Raw genomic sequence first — 14471 nt, 5'->3', positions numbered from 1 at the left:
CCCGACGCCTCAACGACGAACTCAACCAGGACCAGAAGTAGTCCTTCAGTTACCCAACACTCTCTAAGGCGCTCGGCGGGCGGATCCGCTGGTTGTTCCTGCTCTTCGGGGTGTTCAACCTGGTCATGGTGTTCCCCCGGCTCATCGTCGGGCACGAGGCGTCGCCCGAGACCCGCGCGGGTGCGGGGGCGGCCGGGGCGGCCCTGCTGGCGTGGTGGCTGGTGCGGTACCGCCAGGGCTCGTTCCCCGTGTGGGCCGCCCCGCTCGAGGCCGTCGCGCTCGCCCTCGTCGGCATCGGCGCGCACGACTGGGTGGAGACGCTCGGGCTCACGTTCGCCTTCGTCGCCTTCCGGGGGCTCTACGGCACCTGGCGCCACGGACTGGTCTACACCGTGATCATCTTCGCGGCGGCGCTGGGCGCGGTCGCGCTGACCGAGCCCGTGCACATCCCGGCGATGCTCAAGCAGGCTCCCGGGGTACCGATGCTGGCGATCTTCACCGCCGTGGTGGCTGAGGCGACCGCGCGGCAGGAGCGGGCCGCGGCCCGGGAGCGGGTCTTCGCGCGCCTCGGCGCCTCGCTGGCCACGACCACCGACGCGGCCGTCGTGGCCCAGCACACCGCCGAGGCGGCCGTGCGGCTGCTGACCGGGCTGCCGGGCGCCTGGGCGGCGACGATCCGCGCCCGCCCGGACGGCGAGGAGGTGGCCGCGGTCGACGGCCCGGCCCCCGGCACGCTCTTCGCGAGCGGCGGCCCGGCCCCTGGCGCGCTCCCCACGGGCGGCCCGGCCCACGGCACGCTCCCCACGGGCGGCCCGGCCCACGGCACGCTCCTCGGCCTCGACGCCCCGGACGACGCCCCGCTGGTCGCCGAGCGGATGCTCGCCGCGATCCGCGCCCCCGTGCACGCCTGCGGCGTGGAGCTGACGGCGAGCGTCAGCATCGGCCTGGCCACCTGGCGCAACCACGCCGAGATCGACCAGCTGCTGCACGACGCCGACGCCGCGATGTACGCGGCCAAGCAGGCCGGCAAGAACCGCATCGCGACCATGGCCGACGGCGTCGTGAAACTGCTCAGTCCAGTCGGCGCCTGACCGCCGTCGCTGTCACCACTGGAAGCTCCGGCCCAGGTCGCTGCCGGTGTTCGGGTCCACGGGCGTCGGGTGCACCCGCAGCAGCGACTCCACGCTGCCCAGCAGCGCGTCGAGGCTGAACGGCTTCACCATGTGGTGCACCGCGCCCGCCATCACCCCGCTGCGCACGACGTCGGGCTGCGAGAGCGCGGAGAGCAGCATGACCGGAATCTGCGCCGTCTCCGGGTCGGCCTGCAACTGCTCGCACGCGGTGAGCCCGTCCTGCCCCGGCATCATGATGTCGAGGATGACCAGGTTGGGCAGGCAGGCCACGGCGGCGTCCACGGCGGACACCCCGTTGTCGGTCTCGATGACCTCGAAGCCGGCCTTGACCAGCTTGTACGCCACCATGCCACGCAGATCCGGATCGTCGTCGACGATGAGGATGCGTGCCTTTTGCTTCTCGGATGCGACGGCCGTGCTCATCAGCGCCTCCACTTGGGGGATGTCCCATCAAGCTTCGGCTCCGGTTCGTGCGGCCTGAGTGCCGCCCGGTTGCCAGATCGTGCGTTTCAACGCCCGCAGCTTTCGCCGGTGCTCCCGCAGCAGCGCGTCCGCGGCCTCTTCGACCCTTGCGATATGTCCGTTTCCCGCGATGCTTACCCGCCAGTACCGCATCCCACGAACGGATATCGTCACGCTGCCGTCTTCCGATCGGCCGGTGGCGGTGATACGTCCGCGTTGCGCGACATATCGCTCGGCCCGCCACCCGATCGGCGCCGGCTCGGCGTTGAGCCCCGCGGCGTCGAGCACGGCCCGGGCGTGCGCGGCCCAGAGCGCCCGCCCGAGCGACTCCAGATCCCGCTCCAGGTTGCCCGCGTCGCGTACCGCGATGCGAACTCGTTCGAGCCCGAACAGTTCCCCGGCCACCCCGCCGGCCGCGGCCCGCACCTTCATTGCCATCCGAACAGTTCCGGCCGGTCGCTGACGGTTCTCGACGTGTCCCCCAGCGCCCCCGCCACCGCGTCGAGCCGCTCCCGCACGTGCCCGAGCAGCATCCGGATCGCCTCCCGCACCCGCTCGACCACCTCGAAGGGATCGTCGGCGCTGAACGAGGTCTGCGGCGCCTCCCCCGGCGGCGTCGCCGCGAGCACCTGCGCGACCGCCGCCACCCCGCTGGCCGCGAGCGAGGCCCCACCGGTGAGCGGCACCGCGACGACCGCCGCCACCGAGGCCATCACGGTGAACGTGACTGTCCACTCGGTACGCGTGCACTCCTTGCAGGCCGCCAGCGCCTGCAACGCCCGCTCGGCGATCTGCTCCGCGTCGTCCCGGGCCCGTGCCCAGATCTCGGCCTGCGCCACGACCGCCCGGTGCAGCACCACCCCGACCGCATACTGGTTGCGCACGAACGCCGGCCACGGCTCGAGGAAGTTCTGCCGGAACCGCTCGGCCGCCGAGCCGGTCCAGAGATGCAAGGACGCAGCGGTACCGCCGATCCGCGCGAGCTCCACATTGGCCGGACGGTCGACCCCGTCCCCTGTGGACAGTCCACGAAGGACACAGTCGACCTCCGCGGCGAGACTGGCAAACCGGCCCGGATCGGGGAACCCGCCGATGGCCCGGAACGCGTCGGGAACATCGGCGAACTCCCGCTCGACCGCGGCCCGCCGCGCGGCGTCCGTCCCGAGCCCCGCCTGCGCCACGGCGACCGCCATGCGCTGGACCTCACGGGCGCGCTCCATGAGCCCCTCGTACGTCACCGCGGCCCCTCCGCGTTCCCGCCCCGAAGCCGGTCGAACTCGGCCCCGGCCGCCGCGTCGGCCCGCGCGTACTCCGCGGCGGCGACGCACACGGCCGCGGCCGCCTCCTCGATCTGCCCCTCGGCCGCCGCCAGCACGCTGACCAGCTGCGCCCGCAGCACACACCAGTGCCGATCGTCGTGCCGTACGCCCCCGAATCCGTCCGCCGCCCGCCGGTACACCCCGGCAAGCGCCGGCAGGTCGACCCGCCCGGCCCGCCAAAGCCGATAGATCTCCACCCCGAGCACGTCGTCCCCGCCCCCTGTCGCTTGCCCTCTGCGCATGCCCTCTGTCGCTTCGCGCGACGGAGGCTAGGGTCACGGGCCGCCTCATGGCGAGTCTGTTTTGTACGGATTTGTCACGATTCTAAGCAGGTCCGAGCAGGTCCCACCGGTTCCCAGCGATATCCCGGAAGACGACGATCCGCCCGTACGCCTCCACGCGCGGTAACCCCTCGAACGTCACCCCGTGTTCAACCATCCGCGCGTAGGTAGCGTCGAAGTCCTCCACCCGAAGAAAGAACCCAACCCGCCCGGCCGCCTGCTCCCCCACCCCGGCCAACTGCCGCTCCCCGTCGGCCTGCGCGAGCAGCAGCCCAGTCCCCCCGCCGGGCGGCCGCACCACCACCCACCGCTTCGCCCGCCCCCCGACCGACGTGACCGAGGGCGAGTCCTCAACCAGCTCAAACCCGAGCACCCGGACAAAGAACTCAATAGCCGGGTCGTACGCCTCCACCACGATCGCCACAAGATCAAGCTGCATCCCCGAAGCCTACGGGGATACTGCGTGGGCACCCGCCTGAGGCATGCGCTAAGCTGTACCGGCTGCGGGCGAGAGCAAGCAGCACCGGGACATAGCGCAGTTTGGTAGCGCACTTGACTGGGGGTCAAGGGGTCGTGGGTTCAAATCCCGCTGTCCCGACGCAGGTCAGAGGGCTGATCCACTTCTTGGGTCGGCCCTTTTCGGCATCCTGGGGACCAGATCGGTCAAGTTCGGCTCGTGTAGCTCACTTTGACCGCCGGTCAAGTTTGAGCGGGCAGAGTTTGTTTGCTTGCCGAAACGTTCTCTGTCTGGATCAAGGCGCCGCTGACGCGGCGCACGGCGGCGCCAGGGGCCGCTCCGCGCGTAGCGCAACCGGTCCGCCCGCACCCGCATCCCGGTGACGGGCACTAACGACCACCGCTTCCTGCTCGAGGGCGGCGTGTTCACCCAGGACCTGGGTGGACATCTGGATCTCCTACAAGCGCGCCAACGAGGTCGACGCGGTGCGCCTGCGCCCGACCCCACACGAGTGCGCCATGTACTACGACGTGTGATCTCGACTCGTCCGCGGCGGCCCGCTCCCCTTGGGGGGCCGTTGCGTTGACGGGATCAACGCGACGGGGTGGTCGAGGGCAGGGCCCGGTCGGTGACGCTCCACAGCTTGGCCGTGTCATCCCAGCTGGCGGTCGCCAGGGTCAGCCCGTCGGGGCTAAACACCACGCCCGCCACAGCTTCGGTGTGGCCCGTGAGGGTGGCGATCGGCGTGGGGTGGGCCGGATCGGCGATGTTCCACAGCTTCGCCGTGTGGTCTCCGGCGGCGGTAGCCAGGATGCGGCCGTCGGGGCTGAAGGCCACGGCGTGCACGAAGTGGGGTTGCTCGGGGAGCGTGGCGATCGGTGCCGGGTGGGCCGGATCGGTGACGCTCCACAGCTTCGCTTTGAAGTCCGTGCTGGCGGCCACGATGCGTCCGTCGGGGCTGAACGCCACCGTTTTCGAGTACTCCGGGCCGGTCTGGCCGGTGAGGGCGACGGTGGGGTGGGCCGGATCGGCGAGACTCCAGAGCCTGACGGGGTCGGCGCCGCTGGCGGTGGCCAGGGTGCGTCCGTCGGGGCTGAACGCCACCGAGCTCACGGGCTCGGTGGCGACGGCGAGGGTGGTGGTGAGCGTGGGGTGGGCCGGATCGGCGAGGCTCCACAGCCGGACCGTGGTGTCCCCGCTGCCGACGGCCAGGGTGCGCCCATCGGGGCTGAACGCCACCGACCACTCGGTGGTGCCGTGGTCATGGGTAAAGGTGGCGGCGGCGGTCGGGTGGGCCGGGTCGGTGACGTCCCACAACCGGACCGTGGTGTCCCCGCCGGCGACGGCCAGGGTGCGCCCATCGGGGCTGAACGCCACCGAGCTCACGGTTCGGGTGTTGCCGAAGAACGTGGCGGCGAAGGTGGGATGGGCAGGGTCGGCGAGGTTCCACAGCCTGACCGTGCTGTCGTGGCCGGCGGTGGCCAGGGTGCGTCCATCGGGGCTGAACGCCACCGTGAGCACGTCCTGAGTGTGACCCGTGAGAGTGGCGATGGGCTGCCGGACGGGCGGGCGGGCGGCCTCACCAGGGCGGTTCGGGCGAGACCGGCCGGCGACAGCGAAGGCGCCAGCGCCCGCGGCCAGGACGACGACGGCCAGGCCGGCGGCAAGCCAGCGACGCGAGCGCCGTGGCCCAGGGACGGGGGACGGCGGTGCGGACGGTGTCGGGAGCCCGGCGCTGGCCATGCGCGAATCATAAATCGACAGCGGTGAGGCAGGCGGCCCGCAACTCATCGAAGGCGAACACCCGGTCAGGGAACCCTGCGGTCACTTCGTCGCTGCGGGCCAGTTTAGCCTCGACGTTCGGGGCGTCGGTCTCCTTCCGCGTCTTCGTCCGCTGGAAGGTGATGTCGTGCTGGTGCAGGAACGCACGCAGCCGTCCCCGACCAGCACACGCCGCGGGCCGCGGTTACAGGCCAAGTAGTCGGCGGTCTTGCGCCAAGCCGGCTTGCGGAGCCAGATACTTGGGGACCGCCGGGGGACCACACGTGGTGCACGGTTGCGGGCGACATGCTTACAGCCGCACATCTTCATCACGCGTATACCGTGCCTGACGTGCGGAATTGCTAACTCCAATGGCCTGGGGGTCAAGGGGTCGTGGGTTCAAATCCCGCTGTCCCGACAAAAGAATACGCAGGTCAGAGCCGATTTCTTGGAGACAGGACATCGACTCTTGTCGTCTCCGGCCTCCGTTGGGGAGAATCCTGGAAGACGATCTTGTTACGGTCATCCCTTCCCCTCTCCGGTGAGCAACCGGTCCAGCACCTGCACGGGTGATCGAGGGTTCAGCGCCCGACGGGCCGCAAGGGCCTCCCACACGCCCGTCAGGGTTTCCAGCAGCCGCGTGACCATCTCCGGCGTGACGTGCTCGTACGCCTCCTGCACGGTGTGCCTCGCATGCCCCATGTGCAGGTCCATCAGCGGCGCGGGTGTGCCGCAGCTCACCATGAGCGTCTTGTACGAGTGGCGCAGCCCGTGCGGTGTCAGCCCCGGTGCGATCGGCTCAGCTGGCCGTGACGAACGCGTTCGTCCTGCTGCGCCTGCTGCCGATGAGCGACCGGGACAAGAATGTGGAAATCCTGGCGTTGCGCCATCAGGTCGCCGTGTTCGAGCGGCAACTCGGCAACGCCAGACCCCGGTTCGACCCGATCGATCGGGCGTTCCTGGCGGCGCTCCTGCACCGGCTTCCGCGCAGCGTGCTTTGTCGGTTGCGGCTGCTGGTGCGCCCAGACACGGTCCTGCGGTGGCACCGGGACCTGCTCGCACGCCGCCACGCGGCCCGGTCCCGGCCCAAGCGGCCGGGCCGGCCGCGGACCGCGCCTTCGATCTTGGCCTTCTAACTGGCGACGATCGATGGTCTGACCCGTTCCAGGTGTCCCACGCGGTGGCATCAGCGCTCGTCGTTGCTGTGGACCATGCGCATTGCCTCCGCCGCTCGATCGAGGGCTGCGCGAAATGTGCCCCGAGCGAACTGACACTTCTGCCAGCCCTCATAAACACCCCCGACCCACGCTCGCAGGAGACCGCAGAGCCGTGCAGCAGCCGGTAGCGCAGCTTCGTGGGCTCGGCGGTGGCGAGGTCGCCGGCCAGGAGCAGCATCTGGGTTTAGGCGATCAGGTCGATGGCGGTGAGGGCGAGGTGCAGCCAGGCGGCGTTGATGGTGAAGACGCGGAACGGGAACCGGCCGAAGCCGGTGTCCTTGCCGCATCTGATGCGGCAAGGACACCGGCGCGCTGGTCAGAGGCTACAGGTCAGGTCGATTTCCACACGGCCGGCGACTTGCATGCTGCCGGGCAGCGCCGGGTTTGTCGACGTTCCCAAATATATGAATTCCAAATGTACGTTCATCTGGATTCCGGAAAGACCGGACGTTAGATGACCGGCGGGCGCGGAGACTCGCAGAAGGGAACCGGGGAGCAGGTCGGCGCTGTTGCCTGATCTGTTGAGGCCAATGCCGCGTGCCTGGACCGAGTAGTCGCCGCCAAACCAAGCCAAATTTGCACCCGCTCCCTGGTGCGGATTCGGAACCGCTGAGATTCCGATCAGCAATGATCCCGATGGCGTCGATCCCAACTGAATTTCAACGTCACCGTTGGCGAGATGGTGTATCCCTGCGCAGGCTGCCTTGCCCGAGAGGTCGCTGCTGTTGATCGGGTCTCCGTAGACATAGACGTAGCTGTTGGCGCAGCCGCCGGCGACGGGGTCGACGCTGAGGAAGCGGCCCTCGGATGCCTGGTAGGCGCGGGCGCCCAGGATGGTGATGCCGAGGGCGTCGTCGGTGAGCTTGCCGTTGGCGCCGAAGGCGCCCAGGGTATTGCCGCCGTTGGCGTTGCCGGTCGGCGGGCCGGCGATGCGCTGGCCCCATGGGTCGTAGCTGACCGGCCCGGTGACGCGGACGCCGGAGGTGCTGGCGGTCGCGGTGACGTGGCCGTGGAGGTCCGGGTACGACCATACGTTGCCGCTGGACTGCACTGTGACGGTCACGCCGCCCGGCAGGGCGACGAGCTGCTGGACCACGGTGTTGGAGGCGTCGAGGGTGGCCGCGGACCGGTCGGTGAAGCCGGCGTAGGCGTAGCGGACGGTAGTGCCGCCCGCGGTGTGGGCGATGACCCGGTCGAGCGCGTCGTAGGTGTAGCCGCTGCCGCCGGCGGCGGTCATGCGGTCCGCGGCGTCCCAGGTGAGGGTGGTGCCGTGGTCGTTGGTCTGGTTGCCGTGCGCGTCGTAGGCGTACTGACTGTTGGTGCCGGCCGAGGTGATCGACGCGACGAGCTGGTCGGCGCCGTTGTAGCAGTAGTGCGTGCTGCTCGCCGAGCCGCCGGTCGGCGTGGTCGTCACGCTGGTCCGGTTGGTGTTGGCGCCCTGGCCGGGAGAGGTGCAGTTGTCGCCGGCGGGGTTGGTGCCGTACCCGTAGGTGGCCTGCGCGCCGGGCAGGTAGGCGCTGGCCAGCCGGCCCGCGCTGTCGTAGGTGTAGTCGGTCGCGCTCGCCCCGGCGGGGTTGGCGTTGGTGAGGCTGGTGCCGTCGATGTTCTGCAGCTCGCTGGTGATGCGGCCGGCCGCCGAGCGGACGATCTGGTTGCCGGTGATCAGCGCGCCGGACGAGGTGTTGTTGAAGGTCAGGCCGCTCTGGTTGCCGTAGACGTCGTACGTCAGGAAGCCCGTCGTGCCGTTGCCGTAGGTCACGGAGGACAGGCGGCCGTTGCCGGCGTCGTAGTGGTTGGCGGCCTGCTGGGTCCCGTTGACGGTGACGGTGTTGACGTTGCCGCTGTTCGGGTCGTAGGCGGTGACGATCGAGCCGCCCGGCCCCGAGATCGCGGTGTTCTGGCCCGCCTGGTTGAACGTGGTGGTGCTGGTCTTGCCGTTGGCGTCGGTGTAGCTCACCCACCGCCCGAGCAGGTCCACGGTGGACGTCACCGTGCCGTTGCCGTCGGAGACGCTGGAGACGAGCGGGTTGCCGCCCACGGCGTAGGTGTAGGTGACGGTGCGGGCGGGGGCGCCGTTGAACGCCGGCCAGGTCTGGCTGGTGATGCGGCCGCCCGCGTCGTACGTGGTGCACTGCCACGACACCGTGCCGATGCTCGTCGACGGCCCGACGCGGCGGCCGGCCTTGCGCCCGTTGGCGTCGTAGACGAACTGCTGGACCCGGGCCGGCGCGCCGGCGCTGGGCGCCGGGTCTGTCTGCGTCTGCAGCAGGCCGCCCTGCGGCGTGCTGGCGGATACCCCGCAGACCGCGGCGAGCGGGCCTGCGCTACCGCTGTAGTACGTGTAGGTGGTGGCGGTGCCGGCCGGCAGCGTGTTGGAGGTCTTGCGCAGGTATGTCGACGCGCTCGGCGTCTCGTAGGTGTTGGTGGTGGTGAGCCCACCGACGGTGGTCGAGGTGGCCAGGCCGTACTGCGGGCCTAGGTTCGCGTTGCTGTAGCTGGTCGTGGTGGTCACGCCGTCGGAGTCGACGGTGCTCGTCGTGAGCCGGTAGCCCGGGCCGAGGTCCGAGGCGGGCACCACGTGCCAGCCCGGGTCACTCTGTGACTCGAACACGATGGCGAACTCGTTGAGCTGGGTCGCCGAGCCCTGGAAGTCCACCTGGATGGAGTGCACGCCGCCGGCGGCCCCGGTTCCGCCGTCGAGGTCGTCCTGGCGGAGCTGGCCGGGGACGAAGCCGAAGGTGTCCGTGCCGGCGTGCATCACGACGTGCCCGTCGAGGGAGAAGGTGAACGGCTGGCTGGTCATGGTCGAGACGTTGTAGGCGCCGCCGGCGAGGGTGATGTTGCCGGTGAGGCGCAGGCTCCAGTGGCCCGAGGCGTCGGAGCCGACCGGCGGTGCGCCGGCGTCCCAGTGCGCGCACAGCCCGGGGTTCGGCCGCGGCCCGCACAGCGATTGCGGCTTGGCGCCGCCGACGCCGGTGGTGTGCAGCGCCGCGGTGCCGGCCCCCTGCCCGTTGGCCCAGTAGGTCGCGGCGAGGCCGGTCATGCCCTCGTCGTAGCCGTTGTGGGTGTGCGGTACGGCCGGGATGCCGCAACCGGCGGTGCCCTGCGGGTTGGCCACCGGCAGGTACCCCTGGATCGGCGCGATCGGGATGATGCGGGAGTCGGGCCAGCCGCCGCTGAAGCAGGCCAGTGGTGCAGGCCCGTAGGTGTCGGTGACGTCGCCGCGCGTGTTGTACACCACGCTGGTCTGCTCGCCCGCCGCGTCGACCGAGGCGATCTGCTGGTCGGCCCCACACGCGCCGAAGAAGCACGTCTGATTGGGCGCGATCGCGTTCATCCAGACGGCGGCCGTCGAGCGTCCTGACGAGTCGTACTGCTTGATGATCCGGCCGTGCGAGTCCCACATGGTGCGCTGCGCGTAGCCCGACGACGGGGTGAACCCGGCGATGGCCACGTCGGTGTGGTCGCTGGCGTAGGTGTAGGTGCGGGCGGGCCGGGGTGCGCCGGTCGTCGGGGCGGGCTGGATGACCTTGGCGACCCGGCCGCTGCTGTCGTAGCAGATCTGCGTGTCCACCGGGGTGACGGCCAGGCCCGTGGTGCCGGCCGGGCAGTTGACCGCCGTGCCGGGCGCACCGCCGGCGGCGACGTAGCTGTAGGCCAGCGCGTCGCGGATGTCGGCGAGCTTGTTGTCACTGTCGTAAGCCAGCGTGGTGGTCTGGCTGCCCGGGTGGTTCACCGCGGCGATCTGGCCGTTGCTGTTGTACCCGAAGGTCGTGGCGGTGCCGTCGAAGTAGCCGACCTTGCACAGCAGGCCCGCGGGGGCCGGGTTGACGCCCGGGCAGGACGGGTCGCCGCCGTAGGTCAGGTTGACGGATCGCCCGGAGACCGGGTCGGTGATGGTGCGCAGCAGGGCCGGGGTACCGCTGTAGGTGTAGCGCAGCGCGGCCGGGTGCAGGTCGTCGGCGACGGTGACCATCGAGGCGAGGCTGCCGTCGGCGTTGAACGTGTACAGCAGGCCACCAGAGGTCAGCTGGAGGTGCCCGTTGCCGTCGACGTTGAGCAGGTCGTGGCTGCCGGGCACGGTCTCGTAGACGTTGAGCGAGCTCCGCACGAACGTCGCGGTCTGACCGTCGGCGGACTGCAGCACGACCTGGCCGCCCTGGTCGTCGGCGTGGACCCAGGTGACCTTGGACGGGTTGGCGAGCATGGTCCAGCCCGGCGGGAGGCCGGTCGCGGCCGGGGTGAGCCAGCCGCTGGGCACCACGAACGCCGACGGCGTGTTCGGGTCGGTGATGGCGGTGTTCTTCGCCCACAGCTGCGCGGTGCCGAACCCGTAGTGGTTGGTGTCCCAGTCGTCGACCTCGATCTGGAACTGGCCGGGCCCGTTGAGCACGGTCGAGCCGTACGACGCTCCGGTGGTGCCGGCCGTGCCGGCCCAGTTGTCGTACGTGGGTGTGGACGAGTTGTTGAGGTAGACGCGCATGCCGCCGGTGGTCAGGCCGCCCAGTTTCCACGTTCCGGACGGCAGGGTCAGCACCCCCGTCCAGCGCGCCGCGAACGGCGTCGTGGCGCCGAGCCCGCCGACCGGTGGGGTGCCGCTCCACGTCGCGTTGACCCCGGCCTCGGTCCGCTCCGCGAGGGCCGCGCCGGTGACGGCGTGGCTGCCGCTGTCGGCGTAGTAGTGCGCGGTGATGCCGTAGTTACCGCCCTTGGCTACCGACGCCTCCGCCGAGTCATAGCTCAGGGCGAGCCCGGCCGACCCGGAGACGGTCTGCATACCGGGCGTGCCGACCGTCACGGCAAGGTTGCCGGTGAGCAGGTTGACGGTCTCGCTGGCCGGCGCCGTGTGCGGCGACGGCGAACCCTTGCTCGGGCTGGGAGAGCCGGCCGGCGGGCTGCCGACGGTGTCGGTCGGCGACGGGCCGCCGCCGGCGAGACGCTGCCGGATCTGGAAGTTCACGGACCAGCCCGCGGCGGCCGGCGGCACGTAGCTGAAGTCGGTGGTGTCCCACTGCTGGGTGATCGCGTTCTGGACCCGCGCGTAGTAGGTCACGCCGTCGTGGAGGCTGCCCGGCGGCACCCTCCAGCTGGTCTGGTTGTCCAGCCAGCCGGAGTCGACGATGATGCCGGTGCCGTCCGGCGAGGTCGAGATCTGGAAGTCGTAGGCGACGTACGACTCGTTCGCCACGGGCGCCGCGGTCAGCGTCGGCGTGGTGCTCGACAGCACGCTGCCGGTCGCGGGCGAGGTGACGGTGGTGGGGGGCGGCTGCTGCACGTAGGAGAACACCGCGTACGTCCGGGCCGGGTCGAAGGTGGCCAGGCTGCTGCCGCCGGCCAGGACGTGGTCGGCCGAGATCCCGAACCACCATCCGTCGGTCCGGCCCTTCATGTAGGCCAGGAGCTGCGGATTCGCGGTGACCCCGGCGAAGAAGCCCTCGTCCATGTCCGCCGGGTCCTGCATCACCAGCTGACCGGCGCCCATCCAGTAGTAGTTCGGGGTGTCCGATGCCGACAGCGGCATGCCGTACACGGTCTCGCCGAACAGCATGCAGGCGACCGTGCAGTACGACAGGAAGCTCGCCAGCGACAGCTGCCACGGCCGCCCGCCCGGCCGGACCGGCGGCAGGGTCGGGGCGGGAAAGTACACGCCGCCACGCCACACGGTCGAGGTGCCCTCCCGGCCGACCTTCATGACGTTGTTCTGGACGGCGCCGAGGTTGCTGGCACTCACCATCCGCGTCGCGTCGATCGTGCCCCCGAAGGTCGGGTCGACGACGACCGGGAACGCCGAGGCCGGCAGCCCGGCCAGCCAGCTCTGCGACACCGACACGCGCACCACGTCGCCGGCGACGCTCAGCCGCACCTTCGACTCCGCGGTCCGGTCCTCCCGGGTGGCGGTCGGGGACGTCTTGCGTTCCGGGTCCTTGTACCGCGGCAACGCGACCGTCGTCGTCGGCGCCGGGAGTGACCCGACCACCTTGCCGCCCGCGACGATGTCCACGCCGCCGGAGCGGTTCGCGACGGGCTTGCCGCCGGAGACCTTGAACGCGAAGCTCGCCGGGGCCTGCGGTCCACCGAGGACCAGATCCTCCTTGACCCCGCTCGACGTGACCTGGTCCCTGAGGTCGACCAGCGGCCAGATGCCCCGGTACGTCGCCGTGTCACCGGACACCGACGGCTGCAGGCCGGGGTCGCTGACCTTCTGCGGGGCGAAGCCGATGGTGTGCTCGCCGAGCGTGACCTGCTCGGCGCCGCCCGCGGCGCCGGCCGGGCCGAGCGTGACCTGCCAGCTGTTCGCGGTCGCCTGCCACCACCCGGGCTTGCCCGGCACGGGCGAGAGGGTCGAGTCGATCGGCGACCACACGCCGGATGCGGTCTCGTAGAACTGCGGCGTCAGGTACTGGCGCACCGACAGGCTGCCGTCGACGTTGCGCCACGTCGACGAGTACGTGGTGCGCTGGGTCAGCAGCTCGCCCTCGGGCGTCGGCTGCTTGTGCCGCGCCACGTCCGTCGCGGAGCGCCCAGCCGGCGCCTTCACCACCGGCTTGGCCAGCGGCGCGGACGGCAGCAGCCCCTGCGGGGCCTTCTGCTTGGCGGGCGCGGCGACGGCCTGGGATGCGCCCGGGACCAGGGTCAGCGGCACGGCTAGGGCCGCTAGGACAGCAAGAACCGACAATCGTTTCGTCGTTCGCACGATGAACTCCCCGTGGTGGGCGATATGCGGCGCAGCTTTGCACAGATATTGATCTCTAGCCGATGATCCAAGGCGGCATTCAATCGACGTTCATCTGTCGTGCGCCCGCCGTCGGCACCATCGGTGACAACTCCCGACATTGCGGGCACCGGCTAGCGGGCCAAGATCACCTCAACGCCGGGAATGACGAGGCGGCGGCGGCCCCTTTGCCACTCCCGAGCACCTATGCATCCATTGTGGACAGCTGCGTGGAAGATTTGCCGCCCGTACTGAGTCGCGTTTCCGCGCACATGTGAGTATTCGTACTCAGGCGGCCGGCCCGGACCGGTCAGTAGCGTCCCCTCCATGCACATGCTCATCGCCGGGTGGCGTCGATGCGGAGCGCGACGGACGGCGGTCGTGCGGCTGGTCGGCGCGCTGACCGCGGCCGCGGTCGCGCTGGCGGGCTGCGCGACCGGGCCCGTCGACGGCAACACGTTGGCGCGCGACGCCGCTGAGTGGACGGCGAAGCAGCTCAACGACAAGTTCGGCCGGCGCATGCGGGCCCGTGACGCCGAGTACATCGCCGCCACCGAGATCCCGGCCGAGCCTCAGGACGTCGGGGAGGTCCGGGTGACACCGCTGGCCTGGTCCGGGCGGACCAGCGGGGACGAGACGGCCACCATCGACGTCCGGTTCGCGGCGACGGTGCCGAGCCGGGAACCGGCCTCGTTCGGCGATCGCGGCAACACCGCCGGCAGCGCCACCCGCTGCTACCGCTACGAACTGCAGCTGTACCGCGACACCGGCTACCACGAGATCCGGTGCCCGCAGGGCGTGACGCCGCCGGCGCCCTCGGCCTCGCCGGTCCTGACGCTGCCGCCGGACGCCAATGACCGTCTCACCGCGGCGCTGCGCAGCGCCACGCCGGACACGCTCGCCAACGTGGTGCGGGCCGCGTTCCCGCAGGACGGTATCCGCGTCGACACCGTCATCTACCAGGACACCATGGTGGCCGCGGTCGGGGTACCGGCCGAACGGGACTGCCTCGTGATGATCCGCACCCCCGACGGGATGCTCAAGCAGGTCTCCTACGATCGCATCCAGCTCGAGCCGGGCGAGACCGGCTGCAACACCCGCCTGTACACCAACCCGCCCCGGTAAACAC

11 protein-coding genes, 1 tRNA gene and 1 pseudogene are annotated in these 14471 nt (G+C 70.7%); 4 read left to right on the top strand and 9 right to left on the bottom strand.

Annotated features, from left to right (window positions below):
• The first annotated feature begins 92 nt into the window (after nucleotides 1–92).
• Complete coding sequence (locus ABD352_RS37645; protein WP_344617334.1) at nucleotides 93–1091, top strand: diguanylate cyclase domain-containing protein; 999 nt, start codon at nucleotides 93–95, stop codon at nucleotides 1089–1091.
• 12 nt (nucleotides 1092–1103) lie between these two features.
• Here ABD352_RS37645 and ABD352_RS37640 read toward each other — a convergent pair whose 3' ends face one another.
• The 5 genes from ABD352_RS37640 to ABD352_RS37620 all read right to left on the bottom strand — a co-directional run bounded on the left by ABD352_RS37640 (nucleotide 1104) and on the right by ABD352_RS37620 (nucleotide 3634).
• Complete coding sequence (locus ABD352_RS37640) at nucleotides 1104–1556, bottom strand: response regulator transcription factor (RefSeq protein ID WP_344617333.1); 453 nt, start codon at nucleotides 1554–1556, stop codon at nucleotides 1104–1106.
• Between the two features lie 27 nt (nucleotides 1557–1583).
• A complete protein-coding gene (locus ABD352_RS37635) occupies nucleotides 1584–2027 on the bottom strand; it encodes a hypothetical protein (protein WP_344617332.1) in 444 nt (147 codons plus the stop codon).
• Entirely contained in the window at nucleotides 2024–2833 is an 810-nt protein-coding gene (locus ABD352_RS37630; protein WP_344617331.1) for a hypothetical protein, read from the bottom strand. Before ABD352_RS37630 ends, ABD352_RS37635 begins: the two co-directional genes overlap by 4 nt.
• The gene (locus ABD352_RS37625; protein ID WP_344617330.1) at nucleotides 2830–3156 is read right to left on the bottom strand and encodes a hypothetical protein; all 327 of its coding nucleotides are present in this window, start codon (nucleotides 3154–3156) and stop codon (nucleotides 2830–2832) included. Before ABD352_RS37625 ends, ABD352_RS37630 begins: the two co-directional genes overlap by 4 nt.
• Before the next feature lie 82 nt (nucleotides 3157–3238).
• Nucleotides 3239–3634 carry a VOC family protein gene (locus tag ABD352_RS37620; RefSeq protein ID WP_344617329.1) on the bottom strand — a complete coding sequence of 132 codons (396 nt, stop codon included), beginning with the start codon at nucleotides 3632–3634 and terminating at the stop codon, nucleotides 3239–3241.
• An 85-nt stretch (nucleotides 3635–3719) separates the two neighbouring features.
• On the opposite strand from ABD352_RS37620, the gene ABD352_RS37615 reads away from it, so the two are divergent.
• Nucleotides 3720–3793 (top strand) — tRNA-Pro (locus ABD352_RS37615).
• Nucleotides 3794–4243: 450 nt separating this feature from the next.
• Here ABD352_RS37615 and ABD352_RS37605 read toward each other — a convergent pair.
• Both ABD352_RS37605 and ABD352_RS37600 read right to left on the bottom strand, forming a co-directional pair.
• Nucleotides 4244–5395, bottom strand: a complete 1152-nt coding sequence (locus tag ABD352_RS37605) for a WD40 repeat domain-containing protein (RefSeq protein ID WP_344617328.1) — start codon at nucleotides 5393–5395, stop codon at nucleotides 4244–4246.
• A 540-nt stretch (nucleotides 5396–5935) separates the two neighbouring features.
• Complete coding sequence (locus ABD352_RS37600) at nucleotides 5936–6157, bottom strand: hypothetical protein (protein WP_344617327.1); 222 nt, start codon at nucleotides 6155–6157, stop codon at nucleotides 5936–5938.
• A 44-nt stretch (nucleotides 6158–6201) separates the two neighbouring features.
• Here ABD352_RS37600 and ABD352_RS37595 point away from each other — a divergent pair, with 44 nt between their 5' ends.
• Complete coding sequence (locus tag ABD352_RS37595) at nucleotides 6202–6549, top strand: hypothetical protein (RefSeq protein WP_344617326.1); 348 nt, start codon at nucleotides 6202–6204, stop codon at nucleotides 6547–6549.
• A gap of 184 nt (nucleotides 6550–6733) precedes the next feature.
• Here ABD352_RS37595 and ABD352_RS37590 read toward each other — a convergent pair.
• Nucleotides 6734–6925 (bottom strand): annotated as a pseudogene (locus ABD352_RS37590) (IS1380 family transposase); the annotation flags it as partial.
• A gap of 21 nt (nucleotides 6926–6946) precedes the next feature.
• Nucleotides 6947–13273: an RHS repeat-associated core domain-containing protein gene (locus ABD352_RS37585; protein WP_344617325.1), complete on the bottom strand. Its 6327-nt coding sequence runs from the start codon at nucleotides 13271–13273 to the stop codon at nucleotides 6947–6949.
• A gap of 396 nt (nucleotides 13274–13669) precedes the next feature.
• Between ABD352_RS37585 and ABD352_RS37580 the strand changes: the two genes are divergently transcribed.
• A complete protein-coding gene (locus ABD352_RS37580; protein ID WP_344617324.1) occupies nucleotides 13670–14467 on the top strand; it encodes a hypothetical protein in 798 nt (265 codons plus the stop codon).
• Nucleotides 14468–14471: the final 4 nt, after the last annotated feature.

Source organism: Dactylosporangium salmoneum, assembly GCF_039532525.1.
GTDB lineage: Bacteria > Actinomycetota > Actinomycetes > Mycobacteriales > Micromonosporaceae > Dactylosporangium > Dactylosporangium salmoneum.
The sequence above is the reverse complement of the archived record's forward strand: the minus strand, read 5'-3'. Positions and strand labels throughout refer to the sequence as shown.